Genomic DNA, 25,795 nt, shown 5'->3' with positions numbered 1-25,795 from the left:
ATATGTTGGCCTCCGTGGATCGCCGCGCCGAGGTGGCGGCTCCCAGCGATTTCGCCTTCGGCTTCGTGACCGACCATCGCACCGTGCCGAGCTGGATGTTCGGCATCTCGCGGTTCGAGCCGAGCGGTGACCGGACCGCGGGCGCCGGCGCCCGGTTCGCCGCCACCTTCTCCGGGGTGCTGTCGTACACCTTCGAGCTGGTGGCGACGGAGTGGGAGGACGGAGCGGCGATCGTGCTGGAATCCGCGGAGCCGCCGCAGGTGCGGGCCCGCGTGGAGTTCCGGCCGCGCGGTGCGCGGGTCACCGAGATTCGCATCCGGGTGGAGTACCGGATTCCCGGCGGTCTCGCCGCCGCCGCGCTGCGGCGGATGAACGACGTGGTCGCGGGCCGCGCGGCCCGGTACGTGGAGTCGAACCTCCGCCGCGAACTGGAGTCCGCCTACGCCGCCGCGCACCGGGGTGCGGCCGGCTGACCGGCGTCCACGCACACGAAAGGCGGCACCCCGCTTCGGGTGCCGCCTTCGTCGTCCGGGTCAGCGGATACCGGGGCGCACCGGCACTCGCCGCGGTTCGGAGGCCGGCGCCGCTCCTTCGCTCGGCGACGGTGCTGCGTTCGGCGGCTGCGCGGCACGCGCCGGTCGGTGCCGGATCAGCCCGCGCACCAGGGGCGCCGGCGTCCACCAGAACCACCGGCCGAGCAGCCCCGCCATGCCGGGCACCACGAACGTGCGCACGATGAGCGTGTCGATCAGGAGCCCGATGCCGACCGAGGTGCCCACCTGCATGATGCTCAGGACCGTGCCGGTGAGCAGCGCGAACATGGTGAGGCCGAAGACCAGCCCCGCCACGGTGACCACCGCGCCGGTGCCGGCGAAGGCGCGGATCATGCCGGTGCGCAGCCCCGCGCCGCGCTCGAACACCTCCTCGCGGAGCCGCATGGTCAGCATCAGGTTGTAATCCGCGCCGACCGCCACCAGCGCGATGAGCGCGATCGTCGGGACCGGCCAGTGCAGGTCCTTGCCGATCAGGTCCTGCCAGATCACCGTGCTGATCCCGATCGCCGAGATGTAGGAGAGCACCACCGTGCCGATGACGACCGCCGCCGCGATCGGGCTGCGCAGCATGACCAGCACGATGAGGAACACCATCGCCAGCGCCGCGATGGCGAGCAGCAGGAAGTCGTCGATGACGAACTCGCGCAGCTCCGCGGTGCCGGTGCCGAATCCCGTCGTGTTCGCGGTACTTCCGGCGAGGGTGCCCTCCTTGGTGGCCTCGTGCACCGCGAGCAGGATCTCGGCGGCGCGTTCGGCGCCGTCGGCGCCGAACATCTTGCCCTCGCCGAACACCATCAACCGCGCGGAACGGCCGTCCGGGGAGAAGTACAGCTGCGCGGCCCGCTGGAAACGCGGGTCGCTCCACGCCTGCTGGGGCAGGTAGAAGCCGCCCTCACCGCTGTTCCGGAAGTCCGCGCGCATGGCCCGCAGGTACTCGACGAGCCCGGAGAACATGGTCCTGGTCTCGGCGACGGCCGCGGTGAGCTGCGCGGTGACCGAGCCGAGCCGGGCAACCGTGGCGCGCATCGTCTCGACCGAGGCATTGGTGGTGGCGAACACCCGCGCCAGATCCTGCGCGCCCCCGCCGAGCGTTTCGGCACCGCTGGTCATCGACTCGGTGGCGGCCACGACGGCGTCCATCGGTTCGACCGCGTCCAGCACCAGGGCGCAGAGCCCGTCGCGCGCGCAGCCGGGGTTGGCGCCGGTGAAGGCGCGCAGCGGGGCCATGTACTCCGACACCCTGCCGACATTGTCGCGCAGCGTCCGCATCCCGGACTGCATGACCCCGACGCCCTGGTCGAGCGCGCCGATACCGTCGGCGGCGCCGGAGAGCCCGAGCTGGAGCTGCCCGATGGCGGTCTCGAGTTGCCGGAGCGAGGCCGCCACCTCGTCGATGGCGCCGAGACGCTCGGCCATCTGCGACGTTCCGCTGTCCAGCTGATCGGCGACGAGCCCGGCCTGCGCGGTGAGCGCGGCCTGCTCCGGAATGGCGCCCGACGGCCGGGAGGCGGACTGCACCATGCGAATCCCGGGGATCTCCATGATGCCGCGGGTGACCCGCTCGATCGCGATGACGCCCGCCGGATCGCGCAGGTCGTGGTCGGAGCGGATGAAGACGATCTCGGGGAGCAGGCTGTTCTCCGGGAAGTGCCGGTCCATCGCCTGGAATCCGGCGGTGGCCTCGGTGGTGTCCGGGATCGCCGCCAGTTCGTCGAAACCGAGCCGGGTCTGCGCGGCGGGCAGCGCGCAGAGCACCAGCACCAGCACCGAACCGACCAGGGCGGGGCCGGGCCACCGGGCGACGAGCGTGCCGATCGGCCGCCAGCGCCCGCCGGCGCCGGCCACCCGGGCCCGCGGCCGCAGGTAGCCGCGCTTGCCGGCGACGGCGATGATCGCGGGCAGCAGGGTCAGCGCCGCCAGCATGCCGGTGAGCACGCCGATGGCGCAGGGCAATCCGGCACTGCTGAGCATGCCGATGTCGGCCAGGATCAGGAACGCGAGTGCCGCGGCCACGGTGAGCCCGGAACCCAGGATGACCGGTGCGACGCTGCGATAGGCGAGCAGCAGCGCCGCGTCGTGCGGCACCCCCGAGCGCCGGATCTCGTGATAGCGGCCGAGCACGAAGATGGCGTAGTCGGTGGCCGCGCCGAGGACGAGGGCACCGAGCAGCGACACCGAGAAGATCGACACCTCGATGAGGTCGCGTTCACCGAGGAAGGCGATGATCGGTCTGGTCACCGCGAGCGCGAGCCCGACGGTCAGCAGCGGGATGTGCGCGGTGACCAGGTTCCGGTAGACGAGCAGCAGCAGCAGTGCGATGAGCACCACCGTGGCGCCGGTGATCACCAGCATCTGTTCGTCGATCGCCGTGATCTGGTCGGAGATGACCGCACCGGGCCCGGAGACGAGGACGCGCAGCCCCGACGGCGCCGCGTGGCCTGCCACGATCTCGCGGACCGCCGCCACCGACTCGTTGGCCTGCGCGGCGCCCAGTTCGCCGCGCAGCCGCAGCATCGTGTAGGCGGCTTTGCCGTCGGCGCTCTCGGCCCCCTCGGCGGTGATCGGGTCGGACCACAGATCCATCACCGACTCCACGTGGGCGGTGTCCGCGCGTAGCCGCGCGAGCAGGTCGTCGTGGTAGGCCCGCTCGGCCGGGCCGAGCGGGCGGTCGCCCTCGAGAACCAGGTAATTGAGGTTGGCGCCGCCGCCGTCGCCGAACTCCCTCGCCATGATCGCGCCGACGGCATTCACCTGCGCCTCGTGCGGCAGAAATCCCTGTGCGTGCGTCCGTGCGGTGTGCTCCACCTGGGGAACGAGCAGATTCCCGGCGGCGGCAACGAGAACCCACAGGCCGATCACGAGAAATGCGTATCGGCTGGAGAATTTGGCGACGGCGTCCCACATGGAAATAAAACTATGGAGACGATTACCCGGCGGTCAACCGCTGTTCAAGGGACGCCGCGGAGCGAAATATCAAGCGGCGCGCTGTCGTTCTTCGATCGATTCGACGAATGCGCACAGCGACCGCTCGAACCGTTCGGTGGTCTCGAAGAACGGCAGGTGCCCGCAGTCGTCGAATACCTCGGCGCGCGCGTCCGGCATCAGGCCGGCCAGCGCCCGCAGCCCCGAGGGGCTGATGCAGAAATCGTCGTCGCCCGCCAGCAACAGCGCGGGCGCGGCCACCCGCGGGAGCATCTCGGCGTCCGCGGTGGTCTCCAGCGCGTCGGTCAGATTCGCCCGCAGCTGTGCCGCCGAGTTGATCGCCAGGAACCGTTCGCGCAGTGCCAGGTAGGCCGCTCCGCCGCCCATGCCCTGCGCGCGATCACCGAAGACCAGGGGGTACATCGCGTCGAAGAGCTGGCGAGGACCGCTCGCTTCGAGCGTGGTCAGCCACGATTTCATGATCCGGGTCCGCCGCTTGGAGCCCCACGGGCTGAAGGTCGGGCCGACGAGCACGAGGCCGGCGACGCGGTCGGGGTGGCGAACGGCGAAGTCGCGGCAGATCACCGTGGAGAGCGACGACCCCACGAGGTAGGTGCGCTCGATCCCGAGGTGGTCGAGCAGCCGCACCAGGTCGGTGGTGTGCTGGTCGAAGCCGGCGGGCGCGCCGGACGAGGCGCCCTGGTTGCGCAGGTCGTAGGTGAGCAGGCGATTGTTCCGCACCAGGCTCCGCGTGAAATTGCGCCACGATGTACTGACGACGTAGATCGTGGACACGAATGTCACGCAGGGGCCCGCACCCTCCAGCTCGTAATACAGCTCGCAATCGTCGGAGACCCGGAGGCGCTCGTTGATCCCGTGGTAGGTCAGGTCGAAGGATTTGATCGTCTGTACATCCATCAATTCTTCCCGATTTTCTCGAAGGCCGGTGTGTACGACCCCATCATTGCTGTGTACCGTTCACGATGGAAGTGCGCATCTCGTTGTGCGGTGCGCGATTCCGAGGTCGTGAACCGGGGGGAAGGGGAGTTTCCGTGAGTGCGTCCCTGTGGCTGCGATGGATGGCGATGCAGGGTGTGCCCCGCGCCTTTCTCTCGGCGCGGGCGCTGCGCGGTGATCCGCTCGCGCGGCTGCTGCTCGGCCGCGCCGGGCCGATGGAGCGCTATCGGCTCTTCGACCGGCTGCGCGAGCGGGGCGGCCTGGTTCGGACGCCCTTCGTGTGGGTGAGCGCCGACTACGAGATCTGCCGCAGCGTGCTGCGGGACAGCCGCTTCGGCGTCACGAACCCGGTCGGAACCGGCCTTCCGCAGCCGCTGCCCGCCGTGATGAACTGGGCGGATCCCCGGATCCCCAATCCGGTCGAGCCGCCGTCCATGCTCATGGTCGACGAGCCGGAGCATGCCGGGTACCGCAGAGCGGTCGCGCGCGGTTTCACCCCGCGCGCCATCGAGCGGCTCGGTGACCGGGTCGAGGCGATCACCGAGGAGCTGCTGGCCGAGCTGGCCGGCCGTGGCCGCGTCGACCTGGTGACCGGCTACGCGGCCCGGCTGCCGGTGATGGTCATGGCCGACCTGCTCGGCCTGCCCGAAGACCGGCATGCAGACCTGCTCGAGTGGGGCGGGTCAGCGGCGGTGCTGCTCGACATCGGCATCACCTGGCCCGCGTTCCGCCGTGCGGTCGCGAGCCTTGGCCATCTCGATCGCTTCCTGCGCGAGCACATTCCGCGGATCCGCCGCGGCGAACTCGGCGAGACCGTCCTCGATCCGCTGGTCGCCGACGCCACGCTGAGCCACCGCGAGATCGCGGCGAACGCGGCGCTGCTGATCGATGCGGGCTTCGAGACCACGGTCAACCTCATCGGCAACGGCATCGTCCTGCTCCTCGGCAATCCCGCCGCGCTCGAGCGGCTGCGCGCCGAGCCGGCGCTGTGGCCCGCCGCGATCGAGGAGATCCTGCGGATGGAGAGCCCGGTCCAGATGACCGTGCGCACCGCCCATCGCGATGCGGAGCTCGGCGGTGCCCGCGTGGCGGCAGGCGAGATGATCGTCCTGCTGCTCGCCGGAGCCAACCGCGATCCCGAGATCTTCCCCGAGCCGCACCGCTTCGACATCACCCGCCCCAACGCGCGCGAGCACCTCGGGTTCGGCGCGGGGGCGCATGTGTGCCTCGGTGCCGCGCTGGCCAGGATCGAGGGGACCGCCGCGCTGCGCGGGCTGTTCGAGCGCTTTCCCGGCCTCGGGCTCGCCGCGGCGCCCGAGCGCCGCGGCCTGGTCACCCTGCACGGTTACCGCAGGGTCTCCGCCGAACCGGGGCCGCCTGCGCGATCGTCCGCCCCCGGCCGGTGACCCGGTGCCGTCGCCAGCGCGTCCGGCGGGTGGGCAGAGCCGAAGAGCTGCGCCGCGGTCAACTCGTAGGCGGCGGGATGCGGGCCGTTCTCCGCCGCGGCGCGGATCGTGCGGTCGTCGAGCCGGTAGTCCGCGGCGAGCGCCGGATCATCGGACTGCAGCATGCGGAGAGCGTCGCTGATCTCGATCAGCATATCGGTGACCCTGGTCTCCGCGCGCGTGGCCGGCTGCGCACGGAATCGCACCTGCGGATAGCGCTCGGTGAGCCACGCGTGCAGCGGCGTCAGCCGTCCGAGATAGAACCGCGCCAACCGGGCATCCCGGTAGGTGCCCAGCGCCGCGGGGCCGATGACGCTCATGACCAGCAGCGCGCCGGCCACGAGCTGGAGCGTGTACGCGAAACACTGCGCCCACAGCGGCGGCCCGGAGGGCCAGGCCGTGGCGATCACGATCACCCAGACCTCGTACCCGGCGAACACGAGCGTGACCGCGGCGAGGACGCTCAGCAGTGCCCTGCGCCGCCCGCGTTCCCGTGCTCGTGCGCGCAGAATCACCCTGGCCATCAGGCCCGTGGCGTGCAGGAGGACGACAGCCTGTGCCAGCCAATAGATCTGCATGCGCGGGGGGCTCGCCGCCGCGAACCCGAAGCCGGCGCCCGCCTGCTGTTCCGGGGCGGTCAGGAACAGGTACATCAGCAGCGCGCCGACGCTCGCGTAGGCCGCCGCGGTCACGACCATCTCGCGCCGGCGCAGCGGGGTGGCCGACAGGTGGCAGCGCGTGTACAGCAGGGCGGGGACCATCGCGCCGAGCGAGCACAGATGGCTGAGCGGGAAGGCCAGATTGATCCGAATCTGATCGAACAGCCGCACCGCGACGGGGACCACGAGGACGTAGCCGGTCGCGAGCAGCACCAGGGCCAGGATGGGGGTCAGCCTGCCCCTCGGTCCCTGCGGGCCCCGCTGCCAGAGCAGGGTGCAGACGCCGATCAGGATCAGCAGCCCGACCGCCGCGTTGACCGCCGTCATCACGGCTGATCCGGCCGCGGGCGCAGCAGGTTCAGCGCCGCGCAGAGCCGGGTGCGCCGCAGCCCGAGCGCGGAGATGATCTCGGCGGACTGGGTGGTGTCGGCGTCGCTCCACAGAATGGTGCGCAGCGTCTCCCTGGCGAAGGTCTCGGCCTCGCGTTCACCGGCGCTGTCGTAGGCCGAGCGGTAGCGGACCTGCGCGTAGTTCGCGACGGCGGCGGGGCTCAGGATCGAGCAGAGCGCCAGCCCGGTCTCGACGAGGTGCTCGTCGCTGTCGTGACCGTGCAGGATGTGGCCCGCTTCGTGCAGGACGGTATTGATCCGGGCGATCTCCGGCAGGTCGGCGGCGTACTCGATGATGTCTCCGGCCTCGGTGCGGAGCCATTGACCCGCGACGGAGCGCGGCAGGTTCGCGTTCGCGCCGATCCGCACCGGAATCCCGCTGGAGTCGGACAGTATGCGGCCGAACTCGGCCAGGGAGAACGGCTGGAGGCGTGCGGTGTGGTGCTGTACCGCTGTCAGCGTTCGGCGTCGGGTGCGTCGGGTCGGATTCAAGGTTCGGGTTTTCGCCTGTCCTACGGTGGATTCGGGTACCGACGAACTCTAGAACATGTCGCACCGCGCAGGAAGTGAATGGTAATTCACGCCAGCGTCGAGGGAAATCGGCTGTGGCACATGGCGATGACGCCTTTATGTAACTTCCTATGAACTGGTAATAACCCCGATTTCTGAAATGCGTTCCGATCACAATCCCGGGCGCTTGAATTGTTTCCCGTGACCGCCTGCCGACGCTATCGGGCGGGGTCGATGCGGAAGACCGGGTACCGGGGTGCGACGCGCTCGAACTCGGTGAGCGGGGCCCGGCGGTCGATCGGGAAGTGCGGCCGCGCGCCGGGAGCGACCGCGAGGTACCGGCGCAGGATGGGGGCCCGGTCCTCGGCCGCGACCTCGGTCAGCTGAATCGCCTCGCGGCCGCGCCGGTGCAGCGCGGCCCGGCCGCGGGCGGCGGCCACATTGCGCACCCACCCGGCGTCGGGGCCGAGCATGGACACCAGGTATCGCTCTCCGTCGTGGTGGGCGACCGCGATCGGCAGCGTCACCGGGCGTCCGGTCCGCCGTCCGGTGACCTCGAGGGTCATGGCGTGGCTCGGTGAGAGGACGCCCGCGGTGAAGATCCGCTCCGCGAAGCGGTTCAGCACGCGCGCCGCGCTGCCCGGCCGGTCACCCCGGTACATGCGGCGGTGCGCCCGATGCAGCTGATCACGGACAGCGCACTGCCGCGGCGGGTCGACGCTGGTGTGGTGCACACTCATCCTCCGGTTCGGGTGGCGGTCTCGTCCATTGTCCGCCCTCCGCTCCCCGGCGTCAGATCCAGAGCGGATCGCCGTACACCACACCCATGTCGCTGATCTGGTCGGTGTAGACCTGCATCAGCGTGTACTGCCGAATGACCGCGGGCCCGACGCACCCGTTGATGACCAGGTGGATGTCGCGCATATTGATGCGCGCCGAGGCGCCGGGGACCACGTCCTTCTTGGCGAGCTGCACCTCGGCGACCTTGCCGGGGGTGACCGAGACCGAGGCGTTGAAGCCGAGGTCGGTGATGTCGGGGTTGCCGTCGTCGTCGGGGCCGATGCCGAAGCCGAGGCCCTGCAGGTCCACCGCGCACCCGACGTGGTACCCGACGCTCAGCGACCCCGAGGCCGGCGACTGCGTATACGACGATCCGCTGATGTACACCTCGCGCACCGTGCCCGCGGCATTGAGCGGCGGCACCTTGTCGATGCTCTCGCCGGTCGACCCGACGACGAAGGTCGGGCCGTCCGGCGATTCGAAGGTCAGTTCGTGCGGGGCCAGGTTCACCACCTCGGCGGTGGCCGCGGGCGCGAACGCGATGGCGAGCCCGGCGGCCACGGCGGGCACCGAGCAAGACAGGACAAGCTTGGCGAGGATGGAGGGCATGGCGGGATGGTAGCCGGGGTGCGGTCTGGCAAACATGGACGCGGCCGGTGGGGCGGGGTATAAAACCGCTAGTAGGCCGTAGTTTCCCGAGTATGTGACGCGGGTCGGAAAACGGGCCAGCAAACATAGCGCGTGGTCTGTGTCCGGGACTCACGCTTCCCGCAGGACGGCCCTTCCCTCGCGCAGCCACTGCGCCGCCGTGCCCTCGTCGAGGTAGCCGTTCTCGAGGACGCCGGGGACGAAGACCTCGTCCGCGCGGTCCGGCGGGAAGCTCGCCTCGCCGTAGACGTCGCCGATGAGGAACGCGTCGAACTCGGCGTCGGGGCGCGGGAAGTACAGCGAGTAGGAGAGCACCTGTGCGCTGATCGCGCCGGCCCACAGGGTGCCGCCGTCGTCGCCGTGATCGCACAGGACCACGGTGGCGACCTCGAGGGTTCCGGCGATGGAGGCGGCGATGCCGTAGCGGAACAGGGCGGCCCGCGCCCACACGTCGCCGCCGACGACCAGCAGGCTGCCGTAGCCGTCGCCGCCCGCGGTGGCGTCGAGGGTGCCGTCGACGGTGAGGTCGCCGCGGATCGCCACCGCGTAGCCGGCGTCGTCGTGCTCCTCGAGCAGCGCGACGGTGTCGGCGACGTGGACATCGCCGTCGTAGAACCGGACCTCGTCGAGCGCGCAGTCCGGCCAGGAGACCTCGGGGAGGAGCCGGGTCGCCTCGGCGAGCGGGAGCACGGTGTAGTCGCCGGCGCCGAGCGCGGTCGGCGCGGGTTCGGCGACCGTGCGGCTGCGCGGCGGCCCGAAGTCCTGCCGCGGCGCCTGGTATACGGCTTCGGGGGCGGCCGTGCCGTCGTGGTAGAGCGCGCCGCGGAACTCGAAGGGCGGGCCCTGTTCGGTCCAGCCGGAGTACAGGTGGCCGTCGCCCCACTCGGTGACGCCGGTGAGGCGGTATGGCGGGGTCGCGGGCGGCGCCGCGCGGAAACCGGTGTCGTCGAGCACGCCGACGAAGCCGCGGTCGCCGACGACGAGGAAACGGTCGCGGCCGGCGTCGTAGTGCACGTGCTCCAGGTCGAGCGGCGGGGCGTCGGGGCAGGGCCGGAAGGGGCCGCCGGGGGCCGCGTGGGACAGCTGGCCCTTGTCGCCGCCGACGACGGCGCGGCCGTCGGGGGCGAAGGCGACGCCGCACAGCGGGGCGTTGCCGCGGAACAGCTCGGTTACGGAGCCGTCCGGGGCACGGGTGAGCAGGGTCTCGCCCGCCGCGAAGACGGTGCCGCCGCCGGGCGCCGCCGCGGCGGCGACGATGCTGTCGGCGGTGAACGCCGGGTGGACGCGCAGCTCGGAGGTCCGCGGGTCGAGGACCGCCGCGAACCCGTCGTCACCGGTCACCCAGAGCGATTCGCCCGCGGTGGTCAGGGCGTAGAGGCAGCCCGGGGTGCCGGTCGGGATGGTCCGGTGCTCGTCCCCGTCGATGATCGCGAGGTAGCCGTGCTCACCGGCGACGACGGCGGTGCTGCTGCTCAGCGGCAGGATCGCGCGCAGGCCGTGCGCGCCGAGCGGGCGCGACCGCCAGCCGCGGTCGTCGTACCGCAGTACGGCGCTGAAACCGCGCCCGCCGCCGGCGGCCCACAGCGTCGTCCCGAATCGGGCCGTCGTGAGGGGCCCCGGAATCGATCCCAGCAGGGGATGACCGTCGACCATGAACGCGCGCACGGGTATTCAACCTACCGGTCGGCTACCGGGGTGGGGCTCCTAGGCTGGGTGCCATGCGCTTCGCCCTCGACGCTCTCATCGATCCCCGCCTGCACCTGCTCACCGCGGAGTCGAGCGTCTTCTACGCCGGCCGAACGCCGGGGCGGGGGCCGGGCACGCCGGACGAGCTCCGCGCGGCCAGGGCCGCCGCCGCGCCGGTGCCCGCGGATCCGCCCGCCGTCGAGGAGACCGTGACGGCAGGCGGCCGAACCGTGACGCTGCGCATTCTCCTTCCGGTGCGCCGGGCTGTCCGCGGGGTGTTCCTGCAGCTCCACGGGGGCGGCTTCTACCTGGGGTCGGCCGCGACGGACGATGTCGCCAATCGCAGGCTCGCCGATGCGCTCGGCCTCGCGGTGGTGAGCGTCGACTATCGGCTCGCGCCCGAGCAGCCGTGGCCCGCCGCTCCCGACGACTGCGAGACCGCCGCGCTCTGGCTCGCCGAGCACGCCGAGCGGCGCTTCGGCACCGCGCGGCTCGCGATCGGCGGCTTCTCGGCGGGCGCGACGCTCGCCATGACGACGCTGCTGCGCCTGCGCGATCGGAGCCTGCCGGTGTTCGATTGCGCGGTGCTGCAATTCGGCACCTACGACCTGAGTGCCCGCACCCCGGCCGGGCGGCTGATCGCCGACGAGTACTTCCTCCGGGCCTACTGCGGCGCGGCCGCGGACCGCACCCACCCGGATATCTCCCCGATCTACGCCGACCTCGCCGGTCTGCCGCCCGCCCTCGTGGTCGTCGGCGCCGCCGATATCCTGCTCGAGGACAACCTGGCCATGGCGGCGCGGCTGTCGGCCGCGGGGAACGAGGTGGACCTGCGGGTCTATCCCGGGGCGCCGCACGGTTTCACCGGGCATCCGACGCCGATGGCGCGAGCCGCGCACGCCGATATCGACGGCTGGCTGGAGAGCCACCTCAGCGCTGCCCGGTTTCTCGGGGCGTAATGGGCAATGGAAACCGCCCGATCAAGGAACCATGACGATCGCACGAGGACTCACTTCGACGACGGCCGCCGGACTCCTGGGAGCGGCCATGGCCCTGGCGGCCCCCGGCGTCGCGAGCGCCGCCGACCCCTGCCAGCTCGGGGCGTCGAATGTCGGCCCCCGCAGCTGCGTCTCCACCGAACTGCGGACGGCGCCCGCGTGGACGCTGGGCAATGGGTTCTGCGTCGGCATGCTCACCGCCGCCGGGGTCGCCTACGACGGGCCGCTGGCCGACTACCACGTCTTCCCGGGGACCGCGCACTCCATCGAGCTCCGGATCACCCAGGGGTTCTCCCCGCTCGGCGACTACGCGCCGACCGTGCTCGCGTGCGATGTCACCGCCGTCGTCGACTGGCGCAACCTCGATACCGGCGGCAGCGGTTCGGTGAGCCGGTTCGTCCCGGCGGGCAGCACGGGAGCCCGGCCGTTCTTCGTGCACGTGGACTCGGGGCCGGGGCGGGTCGCGCTGACGCTGCGGACCGACCGTCCCGGTATTCCGGCGAGCACCGAGGTCTTCGTTCCCCTGAGTCAGAGTTCGTAGCGGTACCAGCGGCGCGGGTTGCCGTCCTCGTGCAGCCAGAGCGTGCCGTCCCGGCCGACCCGGCCTCGCACCCAGGCCACCGGGAACCGGCCGTCCGGCAGGGTGAGTATCTCCGTGCCGGTCTCGGTGATGACGCCGTCCGCGCGGTGGGCGCGGCGGACCGTCCACATCGGTATGTCGTTGCGGCGGTGCTGCTCCAGGAACGCCAGTTCGGAATCCGCGACCGCCAGGCCGAAGCACCTCCCGAGGGGGTTGGGGGTGATGGAGCTGACGCCGTTCGCATCGGCCGCGACCAGGGGGTCGGAGCGGGATTCGGTGCTCGGCGTTCCCGTCGCGGATGACGACGAGCGCGTCGAACGGTGGTGCCGGCGGCTTCCACGGTCTGGTGCGGTGCCAGGGCAGATCTGCCGCGGCGGGGTCTACGAGGAGGGCCAGGAGGCGGCCGCGGTGGTCGATCGTGGCGGCGAGGACGTCGAAGCGTGCGTAGCGCTGCGGGAGGGTGGCGTGCAGCGCGAGGGTGCGGTTATCGGCCATCGGCCTTTCCGGTGGGCATGCGGTCGATCTTCGCACGGGAGCCGGGTGCCTGCTCGATTTCGCGGTCGGGCATGGTGTTTCGGTGGAGCTGGGGTCTTACGCGCTGGTGGATGTGGAGACGACGGGGTTGCGGCCGGGGCAGCACCGGGTGCTGTCGGTGGCGGCGCTGCTGCTGGACGCGGCGGGGGCGGTGGTGCGGGAGTTCCACACGCTGGTCGATCCGGGCGGTGATCCGGGGCCGGTGCACATTCACGGGCTGACGCGGGAGATCCTGCGCGGGGCACCGGATTTCGCACGGGTCGCGGGGGAGCTGGCGGGGGTGCTCAGCGGGCGGGTGCTGGTGGCGCACAACGCACGGTTCGACCACGGGTTCCTGGCGGCGGAGTTCCGCCGGGCCGGGGTGCGGCTGCCGGTGCGGAGCCGGATGTGCACGCTGGCGCTGGCCCGCCGGATCGCCCTGCCGACAGCGGATTTCAAACTGGCGACGCTGGCGGCGCACTACGGGGTGGTGCAGCGGCGGGCGCACGACGCGCTGGACGACACCCGGGTGCTGGCCGGGGTGCTGCGCGGGCTCGCTGGGGACGCGGCGCGGCTCGGTATCGCGGCGCCGGTGCTGGACTGCGCCGATGAACCGGCGCGCTGGCCCCGCAGCCGGGCCGGGGCGAAGCCGGTGTGCGGGTACCGGTATCCGGGGCGGCTGGTCGCGGGGGAGCGGCTGGTGCAGGGGATGAAGGTGGCGATCACCGGGGACACCGCGCTGGAGCGCGAGGTGCTGGTGGCGCGGGCCGAGGCGGCCGGGCTCGATGTCACCGGGGCGGTGAGCGGGCGGACCAGTGTGCTGGTCTGCAACGAGCACGGTTCGAGCTCCGCGAAGGCGCGGCGGGCCAGGGAGCTGGGGACGGTCGTGGTGCGGGAGGGGGAGTTCCTGCGGTTGCTCGGGGAGGTGCGGGCGGGGGAGGTGCTGGGGGCGCAGCCGGGAACCGTGGGGGTGGGTGCGGGCGGGGCCGAGGTGATGGTTCCCGAGTATGCCGCGGCTCCCGACGGTGCCAGGGCTCCCGATGGTGTGGCGGCTCCCGATGGTGTGGCGGCCCCTGACGATGCGGCGGCATCCGATGGTTCGGTGGCACGCAATAGCGTGGTGGCTCTCGGCCCTGCGGTAACCCCCGGCAGCGCCATTGCTCCCGTCCGCCCGGTGGCTGCCGAGAGGGCAGGAATCCCCGGCTCCCTCGCCGGACGCCGCGTCCTCGTTCTCGGCGGCACCCACGCGGAGGCCGCCCGGCTCCGCGCGGCGGTGATCACCGCAGGCGGTTCGGCGGCGGTGAACCTCTCCGCCCGGGTCACCGACGTCGTCGCGCTGCCCGGTGGCCGCCCCGACCCCCGGCTCGACCGCGCACGCGCACTCGGCCTCCCCGTGCACGGCCCGGAACTCGTGGCCGACAGCGTCCCCGCCCCGGCCACCGCGACCCTCGCCCGCGGCCAGGTCACCGACCTCCCGGACCGCGCGACCTGGACCATCCGCGCCGCCTGGCACACCCACACCGTCGACCTCGTCGCCTTCCTCCTCGACGACACCGAGACCGTCGCCGAGGACGCCGACTTCGTCTTCTACAACCAGCCGGAGACCGCGGGCGCCGCGCTGCTCTGCGACGGCCCGGCCGAACAGGCCATCCAGCTCGACCTGGACGAACTCCGCCCCGGCCGCACCAGGGTCGTGATCGCCGCCGCGCTGGAACAGCCGGGCGTCACCTTCGGCGATATCGGCCCCGTCGAGCTCGATATCGACGGCTTCGCCCAGGCCACCCTGGACGCCGCCACCGAGGAGCGCACCCTGCTGCTCGCCGAGGTGTACCGGCGCGGCGCGCGCTGGCGGCTGCGGGCCGTCGGGCAGGGCTACCCGACGGGGCTGGCGGAGCTGGCCGCCGGGTACGGGGTGCAGCTCCGGTAGCGGCTCTTTGGCACATGTCACAGCGCGGGCCGCGCTCATGGTGAGGTGCCAACCACCTCGCGATTCCGCTCGAAACCCGGAGCGGCAGAACCCTATTCTCGGCCGGAATCGGTTCGAGTGGAGGGTGAGGGTCTGTGAAAGCGTCTCTGTCGGTCGTGGTTACCGTGCTCGTCGGGTGCGCCCTGCTGGCCGCCCCGGCCTCCGCCGACCCGCCCTATCCGGTGGAGCCATCGATCCCCGCCGCCCCGCCCGCCCCGCTGCAGCAGTGGATCGACGACACCATCCCCGCCCCGGCCGCCGCGGCCGACGAGCAGACGCTGTGGCGCGCGGTGCTGCCGACGCCGTCCGGCGACCCGATCTTCGACACCTGGCCCGACGGCCTCCCCGCGCTCGCCCCGGGCGCGATCATCGAGACCAGGGACGTGACGGCCACGACCGCGCTGCGCTCGACGGTGCCGATCGCCCGGGCCACGCTGCTGAAGTTCCGCTCCACCTCGGCCACCGGCGCGCCGTCGTTCGGCACCGCCACCCTGATCGAGCCCGCGACCCCGTGGGCGGGGCCGGGCGCCAGGCCGGTCGAGGTCAACGCGCTGCCGATCAACTCGCTCGGCACGCACTGCACCCCTGGCTACCAGATGTCGCACGACCTGCTGCAGAAGCCGAACGGCAGCCTGCCGGTCTTCCTGCCCGCCGTCTGGACGGCGCTCGGCAAGGGCCACGCGGTGCTGCTGCCCGACCACGAGGGCCCGTTCATGGCCTACGCCGAGCCGAATGTCGCGGCGCACGTCATGCTCGACGCGATCCGCGCGGCGCGTGGCTTCCGGCCGGGCGAACTCGGCGACAGCCGGTACGTGGCCGTCGGCTACTCGGGCGGCGCCATCGCCGCCTACGCCACGGCCATGAAGCTGGACGAGTACGCGCCGGAGCTGGCCGGGGTGCTGACGGGCGTGGCGGCGGGCGGCGTCGTCACCGATTTCGCGAATGTGGCGCACCAGTTCAACGGCAAGATCTCCTCGGGCATCCTGCTCACGGTGACGCTGGCGATCGCGCGCGAGCACCCGGAGATCCTGCGCCACACCAATACCCTCGCCCAGTGGGTGGCCACCTCCCCGCTGCGCGACATCTGCGGCGAGACCTCGGGCCCGCTCGGCATCATCGGCATCCCGGTCGACGTCGGCGCCGACACCCCCGCCCCGCTGGACAGCGAGTTCGCGCGGGCGCTCTTCGCCCGGTTCGACCTCAGCGACCGCACCTCCGCGGTGCCGCTGTACATCTACCACGGCCTGCACGACCCGTGGATCCCGCTCGGCGACGCCGAGCGGGTCGTCCGCCGGCAGTGCGCGCGCGGCGTGCCCAGCGTGTTCCGGATCGTCGCAGGCGAGCACCTCATCGGCTACGTCACCGGCGCGCCGGAGCTGGAGGGGTGGATCGACGGCAGGCTGCGCGGGGACGCCGCGCCGAGCGAGTGCTGACGGCTACTCGAGCAGGCCGAGGGCGCGCAGGTCGCGGAGGTACTTGCGGACCAGCTCCGCGGTGAGGTGCGGGATGTCGTGGCCGGGCCCGATCTTCGCCTGCCGCACCGCCTCCCGGAACCGGTCCGCGCGCAGCCCGGGACCGCCGGGGGCGGGGCGCCGGTAGGCGTGCAGCAGCGGCAGCACCGAGTGCCGCCGCTGCGGTTCGGGCAGCGCGCGCAGGGCGGTCTCGAAGCGGTGCAGCCAGTCGTCGTAGCCGTCCACCCGGGTGATCGGCACGCCGTCGGCGGCGAGCCAGTCCACCACGGTGTCCAGGGAGATGCCGTCGTCGTGCGGGTTCAGCACGTGGAAGGTGCGGAAGCCGGCCTGGTGCGCGCCGAGCGTGGTGACCGCCTCGGCGGTGAAATCCGCGGGCAGCCCGTCGTAGTGGCCGCGCGCGCCGCGGTAGAAGGAGGCGGGGGCGAGGCCGGTGGCGGCCAGGCTCAGCACGGTGCGGGTGAAGAGGTCGGGCACATTGAGCTGGCCGGCGTAGCGGCTGTGCGCCAGGATCATGTCCGAGCGCAGCACCGTGGCGGGCAGCCCGCACCGGTCGTTCGCCTCGCGCAGCAGCACCTCGCCCGCCCACTTGCTGGTGCCGTAGCCGCTCGCGTAGCGGTCGTCGAGCACCCGCTCGGCGCTGATCTCCCGGATATCGGCGTCCTCGTCGAACCGGGCCGGGTCCACCTGCAGCGCGACGCCGACGGTGGAGAGGTAGGCGACCGGCTTGAGCCGGGTGGCCAGCGCCAGCCGGAGCACCTCGGCGGTGCCGAGCACATTCGGGCCGAACAGCTCGTGGTACGGCAGCACGTGGTTGACCAGCGCGGCGGAGTGCACGATGTGGTCGACGCTGCCCGCGAGGCGGTCCCAGGTGGCGCGGTCCAGCCCCAGGTACGGCTCGCCGACATTGCCGGGCAGTACCTCAAGGGCCCGCTCGGCGAGTTCCCGGTAGCGGCGGGTGAGCTCGGCGTCGCCGGTGTCGAAGGCGGCGTCCAGCCGGGCCCGCGCCGCGGCGGGGTCCGCGGCGCGGATCACGCAGATCACGGTGCCGCCGGCCGCGCTCGCGCGCTCCAGCCACTCCAGGCAGAGGAAGCGGCCGAGGTAGCCGTTGGCGCCGGTGAGCAGCACGGTGGCGGGGGAGCCGGCCGGGCGCGGGAGCGCGGCCGCGGCGGTGAGCAGGGCGGGGTCGAGGAAGCGGTCCAGCCGCAGGTCGGCGGCGCGGGCGAGCCCGGGATCGGGGTGGATCGAGGCGGCGGTGGGGCGGCCGGTGCCGCCGTTCCTGGCCCGCTCCAGGTAGCGGGCGATGGCGCCGAGGCCGTGCGCGGGGTCGAGCAGCACGTTCACCGGCACCTCGACGTCGTAGATCTCGCGCAGCAGCGAGCCGTAGGCCAGCGCGCTCAGCGAATCGCCGCCCAGCTCGCCGAACCGGGTCTCCGGGCCGGGATCACCCGCGGCGGCGCCGAGCAGGGCGCGGGCGGCGCCGGTGACCACGTCGAGCACCGGCAGGTGCGCGGCATCGCGGCGCAGCGCGGAGACCCGGTCGGCCTCCTCCCGGGCGAGCTCGGCGTAGAGCGCGTCCAGCCGGGGGCCGTAGCGCTCGTCCAGCTTCGGACGCAACAGCTTTCCGATGCCGGAGAGCAACCCGTTGGCGGTGCTGAAGGGCTCCGGCTCGACGATGATGTCGCGCGGGATCTCGTAGGGGGCGAGCCCGGCCGCCGCGGCCACGGCGTGCAGCGAGGCCAGGATCTCGGCCTTGGCCGGGGCGCCGCTCGGCACCACCACGGCGAGCAGGTGGTCCCGCTCGCTGCGGCCGTAGACGAAGATCTGCCGCACCAGCGGGCTGGCGCCGAAGGCCGCCTCCAGGTTCGCCACCGTCACGAACTCGCCCTGCGCGAGCTTGAGCACATTGTTGCGCCGGTCCACGTAGACCAGCCGGTCCGGCGCGGTCTCGGCGACGATGTCGCCGGTGCGGTAGAAGCCGTCGGCGTCGAAGATCTGCGCGGAGAGCTCCGGCCGCTTGTAGTACCCCGGAATCATGGTGGTGGTCTTGACCAGCAGCTCGCCGCGCGGGTGCGGGCGGTCGGTGCCGAAGTAGCCGAGCTCGGGGACATCGGCGAGCCGGTACTCGAGCACCGGCGGGCGGCGCACCACGGTGTCGATCACCAGGCCGCCGCCGGCCTCGGTGGAGCCGTAGCCGTCGTGCAGCTCCAGATCCAGGAACTCCTCGAGGAAGGTCTTGGTCTCCGGCGCGATCGGCGCGCTGCCGGAGATCACCGAGAGCGCGCGGTCGCCGAAGAGCGCGGTGCGCAGCTCGGCGCTGACCGCGGCCCGCTGCTCGGCGGTGGGCGTGGAGTCCGGGTAGCGGGAGTCGAGTTCGCCGCGGAAGCGCTGGAAGACCAGCTCGGCGATGCGCGGGACCAGCACCAGCTCGGTGGGGCGCACCGCGGCGAAATCCTCGAAGAGGGTGGAGAGGTCGGCGCGGCCGGTGAAGTAGGCGGTGCCGCCGCGGGCCAGCGTGGAGGCGATCGCGATCCGGCCGAGCACGTGGCTGGTGGGCAGGTAGTGCAGCGTCACGGCGGCCACCTCGGGCAGGCCGCGCCACAGCGGCCGCACCAGGCTCTGCGGGTACATGGCGCCCTTGGGCGTTCCGGTGCTGCCCGAGGTGTAGACCAGCAGGGCCAGCGGGTCGTCGCCGGGCGCGGGCCGGTACGGCTCGGGGGCGGGCAGCTCGGCGCCGCGGGCGAGCACCTCGGCCAGCGTGCTGACCGGGATCGGCGCGCGGGCGACGGCGTCGCGGTGCGCGTCGTCGTCGGCGTGGTGATCGAAGACCACCACCCGGGCCGCGATCCCGGTGCGGCGCAGGCACTCCACCGCCGCCGGCAGCTGCTCCACGGTGACCGCGAAGAGCCGCGGCTGCACCTCGCCGACCACCGCGGCGAGCCGCTCCGCGCCCGCGCCGGCCTGCAGCGGCACCACCACCGCGCCGAGGTACGTCGCGGCCAGATCCAGCACGGTCTGGTCGACGCCGGTGAAGCCGAGCAGCGCCACCACGTCGCCGGGCCGCACCGGCAGCTCCGGATCGCCCGACCACTCCGCCGCCACCGCGCGCAGCCGCGCGCCGAGCTCGGCGTAGCTCACCGTGTCGAAGCCGGGGCGCGGCTCCCGCGCGGTGCGGCCGGTGGCCGGGTCGGTGACCGGCGCGCTCCGGCGGGCGCCGAGCGCGGGGCGGTCGGCATAGCCGCTGATCAGGGTGGTAAGCAGCACGGCGAGCGGCAGCCCCGGCTCCCGGATGGCGGCGCCGACCTCGGGTCGCGGCACGGCCGCCCGCACCTGCGGATCCGCCTCGAACAGCGCGGCGATCCGGCGGCTGAGCCGCGCGCGGCGGGAGTCCTCGGTCATGGTGGCTCTTTCCCTTCGGCGGTGAACGGCTCGGCTCAGATTAGCGGTGCTAACGACCTGAGGAAACCATCGTTTCCCGTTTGGTGTTCGTCGGATCCCGGTGGCACTCTTAAGCGGTGACGCAACCTCCGGATATCCAGGCGACCGGGACCGACCCGGCCGGCGACAAATTGGACGGCGCGGTCTTCCGCGTCGCGGGCGTGGTGGTGCTCGGCGCCATCATGTCCATCCTCGACATCACCGTCGTGACGGTGGCACTGCCGACCTTCCAGCTCGAGTTCGGCACCAGCTACGCCGTCGCGGCCTGGACCATGACCGGCTACACGCTGGCCCTGGCGACGGTGATCCCGCTGACGGGCTGGGCCGCCGACCGCTTCGGCACCAAGCGGCTCTACCTCGCCGCGCTCACCTTCTTCGTGCTCGGCTCGGCGCTGTGCAGCCTGGCCTGGAATATCGAGACGCTCATCGCGTTCCGGGTGATCCAGGGCATCGGCGGCGGCATGCTCATGCCGCTCGGCATGACGATCATGACGCACGCCGCGGGCCCGCAGCGGGTCGGGCGGCTGATGGCGGTGCTCGGCGTGCCCATGCTGCTCGGCCCGATCGGCGGCCCGATCCTCGGCGGCTGGCTGATCGAGAGCCTGAGCTGGCACTGGATCTTCCTGATCAATGTGCCGATCGGCGTGGTCGCGCTGATCGCCGCCGTCGTGGTGCTGCCCGCCGACGACCCGCAGCCGTCGCAGTCCTTCGACTTCCTCGGCATGCTGCTCGCCTCGCCGGGGCTCGCGCTCTTCCTCTACGGCGTCTCGACCATTCCGGAGGCGGGCACCGCGCTCACGCCGAAGGTGCTGGTCCCGGCGGTGCTCGGGGTCGCGCTGCTCGGGCTCTTCGTCCGGCACGCACTTCGCACCGAGCACCCGCTGATCGACCTGCACCTGTTCCGCAACCGCGCGCTCACCTTCGCGGTGCTGACCATGGTGCTCTTCGCCATCGCCTTCTTCGGCGCGGGGCTGCTGCTGCCCTCGTACCTGCAGCAGGTGCGCGGCGAGACGGCGCTCTGGGCGGGGCTGCTGATCGCCCCGCAGGGGCTCGGCGCCATGCTGAGCATGCCGATCGCGGGCCGCATCGTCGACCGCAACGGCCCGGGCAAGGTGGTGCTCGCCGGGCTGGTGCTGATCACGCTCGGCACCGTGTACTTCACCCAGCTGGAGGCGGATTCGCCGTACCCGATCCTGCTCGGCTCGCTCTTCGTGATGGGGCTCGGCATGGGCTGCACCATGATGCCGGTCATGACCGCCGCGCTCCAGACGCTGAACCATCAGCAGGTGGCGCGCGGCTCGACGCTGATGAACATCGTGAATCAGACCGCGGGCTCCATCGGCACCGCGCTCATGTCGGTGGTGCTGACCGGGCTCGTCAAGGACCAGCCGCTGGCCGGGACCGCGATCGCCGCGCAGTTCGACCCGGCGGTGGCGGCCGCGCTGCCACCCGCCGCGGTGCAGGAGGGGCTCCACCAGGCCGCGCAGGCGTTCGGCCACACCTACGTGGTGGCGCTGGTGCTGATCGTGCTGACCTTCATCCCGGCGTCCTTCCTGCCGCGCACCAAGCCCAAGGCGCCGGAGGGCGCGGAGGCTCAGATCCTCGTGCACTGACCCGCGCGGAGGGGCCGGTCGCCTGCGCGGCCGGCCCCTCGGTGTTCAGGAGTACTTGGCGACGAAGGAATCCAGCGAGCGCTCGAAATCGCCCTTCACCGCCCGCGCCACCCCGGACCCGATGGGCCCGAAGAGCGGCGCCCCGCCGAGCTCCACATCGATGCTGACCGAGGAGCCGTCGCCCTTCGGCGCGACGGTGAAGCGCAGCCCCACCTTGGTGCCGCCCTTGCCCGCGCCCTTCAGCGCCAGCGTGCGCGGCGGCGTCGCCTCGGTGACCGTCCAGGTGACCCGGTTGCGCATGCCCTTCACGGTGACCACCCCGACCAGCGTGGTACCAGCGGCCAGGTGCTCCGGCACCGGCCCGCGCCAGGCCTCGTGCATGGTCAGCCAGGTGCCGAGCTCGGCCAGATCGGAGGCGTGCGACCACGCCTGTTCCGGGGTGAGCGGCACATCGGCGGAGACCTTCAGCTTTGCCATGCGCGCATGGTATCCCCGCCGCGGCGGCCCGTTTCGCCGCGCTCTCGGCCGGGTACAAGCGGGCGGACCGCGAAAGAGGGGAGCCCCGATGAGCGCCGACCCGGTGGCGACGCTGCGCACCGTCGTCCTGGATTGTCCGGAACCGGCCACCCTGGCCCGGTTCTACGCCGGTCTGCTCGGCGGCGAGATCCAGGACGAGGACGACGACCCGGCCTGGCGGGTGCTGGTGGAGCCGGGCGGGCGGCGGATCGCCTTCCAGCACGCCCCGGAGTACACCCCGCCGGTCTTCCCGGACCCGAAGGCATCCCAGCAGCTGCACCTGGACCTGCTCGTCGAGGATGTCGCGGTGGCGGAGCGGGCGGCGCTCGACCTCGGCGCGGTGCTCATCGAGCCGCACGACGACGATCGCTTCCGGGTCTACCGCGACCCGGTCGGGCACACCTTCTGCTTCGTCTGGATGTGAGCCCGGTCACCCCGGAATACTCCGAGCCCCTCCCCGTGTTCAACTGGTTGCCACATCAACCAATGCACCCGCGAGGAGGGTCTCGTGCAGTTCGGAATCTTCACCGTCGGCGACGTGACCACCGACCCCACCACCGGCCGCACCCCGAGCGAGGCCGAGCGGATCAAGGCGATGGTCGCCATCGCGACCAAGGCGGAGGAGGTCGGGCTCGACGTCTTCGCCACCGGTGAGCACCACAACCCGCCCTTCGTGCCGTCCTCGCCGAGCACCCTGCTCGGCTACATCGCCGCGCGCACCGAGCGCATCCAGCTCTCCACCTCCACCACGCTGATCACCACCAACGACCCGGTGAAGATTGCGGAGGACTTCGCCACGCTGCAGCACCTGGCCGACGGCCGGGTCGACCTCATGCTCGGGCGCGGCAACACCGGCCCGGTGTACCCGTGGTTCGGGCAGGACATCAGGAACGGCATCCCGCTCGCCATCGAGAACTACGCGCTGCTGCACCGGCTGTGGCGGGAGGACGTGGTCGACTGGGAGGGCCGCTTCCGGACCCCGCTGCGCTACTTCACCGCGACGCCGCGGCCGCTGGACGGCGTGCCGCCCTTCGTCTGGCACGGCTCCATCCGCAGCCCGGAGATCGCCGAGCAGGCCGCCTACTACGGCGACGGCTTCTTCGCCAACAACATCTTCTGGCCGCGCGGCCACTTCCAGCGGCTCATCGAGCTCTACCGGCAGCGCTACGAGCACTACGGCCACGGCTCGGCCGACCAGGCGATCGTCGGGCTGGGCGGGCAGGTGTTCATGCGCCGCAACTCGCAGGACGCCGTGCGCGAGTTCCGCCCCTACTTCGACAACGCCCCGGTCTACGGCCACGGCCCGTCGCTGGAGGAGTTCACCGAGCAGACCCCGCTCACCGTCGGCAGCCCGCAGCAGGTGATCGAGGAGACGCTGAGCTTCCGCGAGTCCTTCGGCGACTACCAGCGCCAGCTCTTCCTCATGGACCACGCCGGGCTTCCGCTCAAGACCGTGCTCGAGCAGCTGGACCTGCTCGGCGCTGAGGTGGTGCCGGTGCTCCGCCGCGAGTTCGCGGCGCGCAAGCCCGCGCACGTCCCCGACGCCCCGACCCACGCCTCGCTGCTCGCGGCGAGCGCCCCCGTGACCGCCTGACCCCGTCACGCCCGCTTGACCGATTCATTCGCACCCCAAGGAGTAACGCCATGACCAAGTCCCTCGCCGACCTCGGCCTCACCGCGGGCACCTGGGCCATCGACCCGGTGCACTCCACCGTCGGCTTCGCCGTGCGCCACCTCATGGTGAGCAAGGTGCGCGGCCGCTTCACCGACTTCTCCGGCGCGCTGGAGATCGCCGCGGACGGCACCGCCACCGCGCACGCCGAGATCCGGGTGGACTCGGTGACCACCGACAACCCGCAGCGCGACGCGCACCTGCGCACCGCCGACTTCTTCTCCGCCGAGCAGTTCCCGCTGGCCACCTTCACCGCCACCGGGTTCCGGCCGCAGGGCGACGATTTCGTGGTCGACGGGGAATTCACGCTGCGCGGCGTCACCAAGCCGGTGACCCTGAAGGTGGAATTCCTCGGCGTGAATCCCGGCATGGGCAACGGCCCGGTAGCCGGGTTCGAGGCGGAGACGGTGGTCAGCCGCCGCGATTTCGGGCTGGACATCGATATGCCGCTGCCCGACGGCGGCGCGGTGATCGGCGACAAGATCACCCTGACGCTGGAGATCGAGGCCGGGCTGCAGGGCTGACCCGGTCGCACACCACGATCGGCCGGACCCCGTGCGGGGGCCCGGCCGATCGGCGTTTCCCAGGGATTCGCGGGAACCGTACCGTAGATGCCGTAATTGTTCGGACACGGACCGATCGAGACTTTTTCGTGATACTGCTACTGTGTGCCACATCGTCGGGTTCCGTGTGGCCGGACGGCCCCGTCCCGGCTGGTCGTCATGGGTGAAAAAGACCTGACGGCAAGGGCATTGCACGGTGTGCCCGCTGAGTGTGTTGAAGGCGTTGCTGGCTCGGTGGCAGAAGGCGGTGATCGTGAGACGAGGTAGCCCCTCGCGCGTCGGCCCCACCCCTGGCGAGCCGCCGCCTCCGCCGCCCGCCTCCGGGTAGCTCGCCCGGAACCGTGCGCGTCCGATCCTCGAGTCCCTCAACACGAGAGAACTGATGAATCCAGATTTCGCCCTGGTGCTTCCATGGATCGTCGCCGTCGTCCTGGTCGCGGTGGTGACGATCTACGCGGTGCTGGTGGTACGCCGCAGACAGGCCCGCATCGACGCGCTGATCGCCGAGCAGCGCCTGCACGAGGAGACCCTGGAGCGGCTCGCCGCCACCACGCTGCCCACCGTCGCCGAGGCCGTCCGCCGCTTCGAGCAGTCCCCGCCGCCCGCCGTCGAGGTGCCGCCCGCGCTGGAGAACACCCGGTTCGCCCAGTGCCTGCGCTGGACCGCCGAGCGCTACGCCGACGAGCTCCGGCTGCTGCAGTCCGAGACCCGCGAGCAGGCCGCCCGCGACGGCGAGGAGAAATCCCGGGTCGCCGTGCAGGCCGCCGAGGAGGCGGTGCGGGAGCGGTTGTCGAGTTCGGCGCGGGATGCGACGAGTGGTGCGGTGCGGTCGTTCGGGACGTCGGTGGTGAGTTTGGGTGCCGATGTGAGTCAGGTGGTGTCGGCGGCGTTGCGTGAGCATCGTGACGACGAGGTGTATGCGACGTTGACGCGGATCGATCATTCGGTGCAGCAGATGATCCGGCAGGCACAGTCGTATGTGATCGTGTGTGGTGGGTTGCCTGGTCGTCGGTGGCCGTCGCAGTCGTTGACCGATGTGGTGGGCGGGGCGACGGGGCGGGTGCGGGATTATCTGCGGGTCCGGTCGAATCAGCTGGATCGGATGGTGATCTCGCGTGCGGTGGAGCCGTTGGTGCACACCCTTGCCACGCTGCTGGATAACGCGTTGCGGTATTCCCCGCCGACGTCGTATGTGGATGTGGGGTTCCAGGAGGGGCATCACGGGGTGACCGTGATCGTGGATGATGCGGGTGTTCGGATGAATTCCGAGCAGATGGAGGAGGCGCGTCAGGTTCTGGCGGGGGAGCGGTCGGTGGATATCCATCAGCTGGGTCCGTCGCCGAAGGTGGGGTTCCCTGGTGTGGCGGCGCTTGCTCGCCGGTATGGGTTCACGGTGTATATCGACGGCCCGAACGCCTATGGCGGTATGCGGGCCATGGTCTACATCCCCGAGGCGCTGCTCATCACCCCGCCGCAGGCCGTCGTCGAGCCCGTCGAGGCCGCGCTGGAGCCGGTCGGGGCCGGGGCCGTGCGCTCCGGCAACGGCGTCGCCGAGCGCGCCCCCGACCGGTTCGCCGCGCAGCCCGCCCGCCTGGAGGCCCCGGTCGCCGCCGTGCGCACCGAACCGCCGGTGGCCGCCGTGCGCGCCGAGGCCCCGGTGGCCGCCGTGCGCGCCGAGGCACCGGTCGCGCTGCGCCCCGGCACCGACGAGCCCGCACCCGCCGCCGACGACGAGGAGCACACCTTCTCGGTGCACGAAATCACCAGCGGCGGGCTGCCCAAGCGCCGGAGGCGGGCCGTCGCGCCCGCCGTCGGCGCCGGTGGTCCGCGGACCGATCCCGGGTTGGCGCGGCCGGATATCGCGGCGGCGTGGCAGTCCGGTTCCAAGAGCGGCCGTGCCGCCGCATCCGAACAGAC

The 25,795-nt window shown here is 72.1% G+C and carries 21 protein-coding genes; 11 read left to right on the top strand and 10 right to left on the bottom strand.

Going from position 1 to position 25,795, the window contains the following annotated elements; genetic code table 11:
• The first annotated feature begins 14 nt into the window (after nucleotides 1-14).
• Nucleotides 15-473, top strand: a complete 459-nt coding sequence (locus AB0H71_RS18650; RefSeq protein WP_357022074.1) for an SRPBCC family protein — start codon at nucleotides 15-17, stop codon at nucleotides 471-473.
• Between the two features lie 60 nt (nucleotides 474-533).
• Here AB0H71_RS18650 and AB0H71_RS18645 read toward each other — a convergent pair whose 3' ends face one another.
• Complete coding sequence (locus tag AB0H71_RS18645; protein WP_357022072.1) at nucleotides 534-3,458, bottom strand: RND family transporter; 2,925 nt, start codon at nucleotides 3,456-3,458, stop codon at nucleotides 534-536.
• 69 nt (nucleotides 3,459-3,527) lie between these two features.
• Nucleotides 3,528-4,394 carry an alpha/beta hydrolase gene (locus AB0H71_RS18640; RefSeq protein ID WP_357022069.1) on the bottom strand — a complete coding sequence of 289 codons (867 nt, stop codon included), beginning with the start codon at nucleotides 4,392-4,394 and terminating at the stop codon, nucleotides 3,528-3,530.
• Between the two features lie 161 nt (nucleotides 4,395-4,555).
• On the opposite strand from AB0H71_RS18640, the gene AB0H71_RS18635 reads away from it, so the two are divergent.
• The gene (locus AB0H71_RS18635) at nucleotides 4,556-5,839 is read left to right on the top strand and encodes a cytochrome P450 (RefSeq protein ID WP_357023239.1); all 1,284 of its coding nucleotides are present in this window, start codon (nucleotides 4,556-4,558) and stop codon (nucleotides 5,837-5,839) included.
• On the opposite strand, the gene AB0H71_RS18630 is transcribed toward AB0H71_RS18635, so the two are convergent.
• The 5 genes from AB0H71_RS18630 to AB0H71_RS18610 form a co-directional block, all read right to left on the bottom strand.
• Entirely contained in the window at nucleotides 5,779-6,864 is a 1,086-nt protein-coding gene (locus AB0H71_RS18630; protein ID WP_357022066.1) for a hypothetical protein, read from the bottom strand. The two genes, AB0H71_RS18635 and AB0H71_RS18630, sit on opposite strands and share 61 nt — an antisense overlap.
• A complete protein-coding gene (locus AB0H71_RS18625) occupies nucleotides 6,864-7,295 on the bottom strand; it encodes a hypothetical protein (protein WP_357022063.1) in 432 nt (143 codons plus the stop codon). Before AB0H71_RS18625 ends, AB0H71_RS18630 begins: the two co-directional genes overlap by 1 nt.
• Before the next feature lie 359 nt (nucleotides 7,296-7,654).
• Nucleotides 7,655-8,170 carry a nitroreductase/quinone reductase family protein gene (locus tag AB0H71_RS18620; RefSeq protein WP_357022060.1) on the bottom strand — a complete coding sequence of 172 codons (516 nt, stop codon included), beginning with the start codon at nucleotides 8,168-8,170 and terminating at the stop codon, nucleotides 7,655-7,657.
• Between the two features lie 58 nt (nucleotides 8,171-8,228).
• Nucleotides 8,229-8,825: an MspA family porin gene (locus tag AB0H71_RS18615; RefSeq protein WP_357022057.1), complete on the bottom strand. Its 597-nt coding sequence runs from the start codon at nucleotides 8,823-8,825 to the stop codon at nucleotides 8,229-8,231.
• 150 nt (nucleotides 8,826-8,975) lie between these two features.
• Complete coding sequence (locus AB0H71_RS18610; protein WP_357022054.1) at nucleotides 8,976-10,529, bottom strand: hypothetical protein; 1,554 nt, start codon at nucleotides 10,527-10,529, stop codon at nucleotides 8,976-8,978.
• Between the two features lie 53 nt (nucleotides 10,530-10,582).
• Between AB0H71_RS18610 and AB0H71_RS18605 the strand changes: the two genes are divergently transcribed.
• A complete protein-coding gene (locus AB0H71_RS18605; RefSeq protein WP_357022051.1) occupies nucleotides 10,583-11,509 on the top strand; it encodes an alpha/beta hydrolase in 927 nt (308 codons plus the stop codon).
• Between the two features lie 31 nt (nucleotides 11,510-11,540).
• The gene (locus tag AB0H71_RS18600) at nucleotides 11,541-12,089 is read left to right on the top strand and encodes a hypothetical protein (RefSeq protein WP_357022048.1); all 549 of its coding nucleotides are present in this window, start codon (nucleotides 11,541-11,543) and stop codon (nucleotides 12,087-12,089) included.
• On the opposite strand, the gene AB0H71_RS18595 is transcribed toward AB0H71_RS18600, so the two are convergent.
• Nucleotides 12,077-12,259 carry a hypothetical protein gene (locus AB0H71_RS18595; RefSeq protein WP_357022045.1) on the bottom strand — a complete coding sequence of 61 codons (183 nt, stop codon included), beginning with the start codon at nucleotides 12,257-12,259 and terminating at the stop codon, nucleotides 12,077-12,079. The genes AB0H71_RS18600 and AB0H71_RS18595 overlap by 13 nt on opposite strands.
• A 446-nt stretch (nucleotides 12,260-12,705) precedes the next feature.
• Between AB0H71_RS18595 and AB0H71_RS18590 the strand changes: the two genes are divergently transcribed.
• Nucleotides 12,706-14,568 carry an exonuclease domain-containing protein gene (locus tag AB0H71_RS18590; protein WP_357022042.1) on the top strand — a complete coding sequence of 621 codons (1,863 nt, stop codon included), beginning with the start codon at nucleotides 12,706-12,708 and terminating at the stop codon, nucleotides 14,566-14,568.
• 134 nt (nucleotides 14,569-14,702) lie between these two features.
• Nucleotides 14,703-16,040 carry a lipase family protein gene (locus AB0H71_RS18585; protein ID WP_357022039.1) on the top strand — a complete coding sequence of 446 codons (1,338 nt, stop codon included), beginning with the start codon at nucleotides 14,703-14,705 and terminating at the stop codon, nucleotides 16,038-16,040.
• 3 nt (nucleotides 16,041-16,043) lie between these two features.
• Here AB0H71_RS18585 and car read toward each other — a convergent pair whose 3' ends face one another.
• Entirely contained in the window at nucleotides 16,044-19,475 is a 3,432-nt protein-coding gene (gene car, locus AB0H71_RS18580) for a carboxylic acid reductase (RefSeq protein WP_357022036.1), read from the bottom strand.
• 116 nt (nucleotides 19,476-19,591) lie between these two features.
• On the opposite strand from car, the gene AB0H71_RS18575 reads away from it, so the two are divergent.
• The gene (locus tag AB0H71_RS18575) at nucleotides 19,592-21,127 is read left to right on the top strand and encodes a DHA2 family efflux MFS transporter permease subunit (protein WP_357022033.1); all 1,536 of its coding nucleotides are present in this window, start codon (nucleotides 19,592-19,594) and stop codon (nucleotides 21,125-21,127) included.
• 45 nt (nucleotides 21,128-21,172) lie between these two features.
• On the opposite strand, the gene AB0H71_RS18570 is transcribed toward AB0H71_RS18575, so the two are convergent.
• A complete protein-coding gene (locus AB0H71_RS18570; protein WP_357022030.1) occupies nucleotides 21,173-21,604 on the bottom strand; it encodes an SRPBCC family protein in 432 nt (143 codons plus the stop codon).
• Between the two features lie 88 nt (nucleotides 21,605-21,692).
• On the opposite strand from AB0H71_RS18570, the gene AB0H71_RS18565 reads away from it, so the two are divergent.
• The 4 genes from AB0H71_RS18565 to AB0H71_RS18550 all read left to right on the top strand — a co-directional run.
• The gene (locus AB0H71_RS18565) at nucleotides 21,693-22,067 is read left to right on the top strand and encodes a VOC family protein (protein ID WP_357022027.1); all 375 of its coding nucleotides are present in this window, start codon (nucleotides 21,693-21,695) and stop codon (nucleotides 22,065-22,067) included.
• An 84-nt stretch (nucleotides 22,068-22,151) separates the two neighbouring features.
• Nucleotides 22,152-23,237: an LLM class flavin-dependent oxidoreductase gene (locus AB0H71_RS18560; protein WP_357022024.1), complete on the top strand. Its 1,086-nt coding sequence runs from the start codon at nucleotides 22,152-22,154 to the stop codon at nucleotides 23,235-23,237.
• Nucleotides 23,238-23,287: 50 nt separating this feature from the next.
• On the top strand, nucleotides 23,288-23,839 hold the full coding sequence (locus AB0H71_RS18555) for a YceI family protein (RefSeq protein WP_357022021.1): 552 nt from the start codon (nucleotides 23,288-23,290) through the stop codon (nucleotides 23,837-23,839).
• A 421-nt stretch (nucleotides 23,840-24,260) separates the two neighbouring features.
• The coding region (locus AB0H71_RS18550; protein WP_357022018.1) for an ATP-binding protein at nucleotides 24,261-25,795 on the top strand (1,535 nt) is incomplete at its 3' end.

The organism is Nocardia sp. NPDC050697, from assembly GCF_040654395.1.
Taxonomy (GTDB): Bacteria; Actinomycetota; Actinomycetes; order Mycobacteriales; family Mycobacteriaceae; genus Nocardia.
The sequence above is the reverse complement of the archived record's forward strand: the minus strand, read 5'-3'. Positions and strand labels throughout refer to the sequence as shown.

Excerpts from the sequence above, each read along its gene's own strand:
- AB0H71_RS18570 (WP_357022030.1), bottom strand. The coding sequence starts at position 21,604 with ATGGCAAAGCTGAAGGTCTCCGCCGATGTGCCGCTCACCCCGGAACAG.
- AB0H71_RS18595 (WP_357022045.1), bottom strand. The coding sequence starts at position 12,259 with ATGTGGACGGTCCGCCGCGCCCACCGCGCGGACGGCGTCATCACCGAG.
- AB0H71_RS18615 (WP_357022057.1), bottom strand. The coding sequence starts at position 8,825 with ATGCCCTCCATCCTCGCCAAGCTTGTCCTGTCTTGCTCGGTGCCCGCC.
- AB0H71_RS18645 (WP_357022072.1), bottom strand. The coding sequence starts at position 3,458 with ATGTGGGACGCCGTCGCCAAATTCTCCAGCCGATACGCATTTCTCGTG.
- AB0H71_RS18630 (WP_357022066.1), bottom strand. The coding sequence starts at position 6,864 with ATGACGGCGGTCAACGCGGCGGTCGGGCTGCTGATCCTGATCGGCGTC.
- AB0H71_RS18640 (WP_357022069.1), bottom strand. The coding sequence starts at position 4,394 with ATGGATGTACAGACGATCAAATCCTTCGACCTGACCTACCACGGGATC.
- AB0H71_RS18635 (WP_357023239.1), top strand. The coding sequence starts at position 4,556 with ATGGCGATGCAGGGTGTGCCCCGCGCCTTTCTCTCGGCGCGGGCGCTG.
- AB0H71_RS18565 (WP_357022027.1), top strand. The coding sequence starts at position 21,693 with ATGAGCGCCGACCCGGTGGCGACGCTGCGCACCGTCGTCCTGGATTGT.
- AB0H71_RS18605 (WP_357022051.1), top strand. The coding sequence starts at position 10,583 with ATGCGCTTCGCCCTCGACGCTCTCATCGATCCCCGCCTGCACCTGCTC.
- AB0H71_RS18555 (WP_357022021.1), top strand. The coding sequence starts at position 23,288 with ATGACCAAGTCCCTCGCCGACCTCGGCCTCACCGCGGGCACCTGGGCC.
- AB0H71_RS18600 (WP_357022048.1), top strand. The coding sequence starts at position 11,541 with ATGACGATCGCACGAGGACTCACTTCGACGACGGCCGCCGGACTCCTG.
- car (WP_357022036.1), bottom strand. The coding sequence starts at position 19,475 with ATGACCGAGGACTCCCGCCGCGCGCGGCTCAGCCGCCGGATCGCCGCG.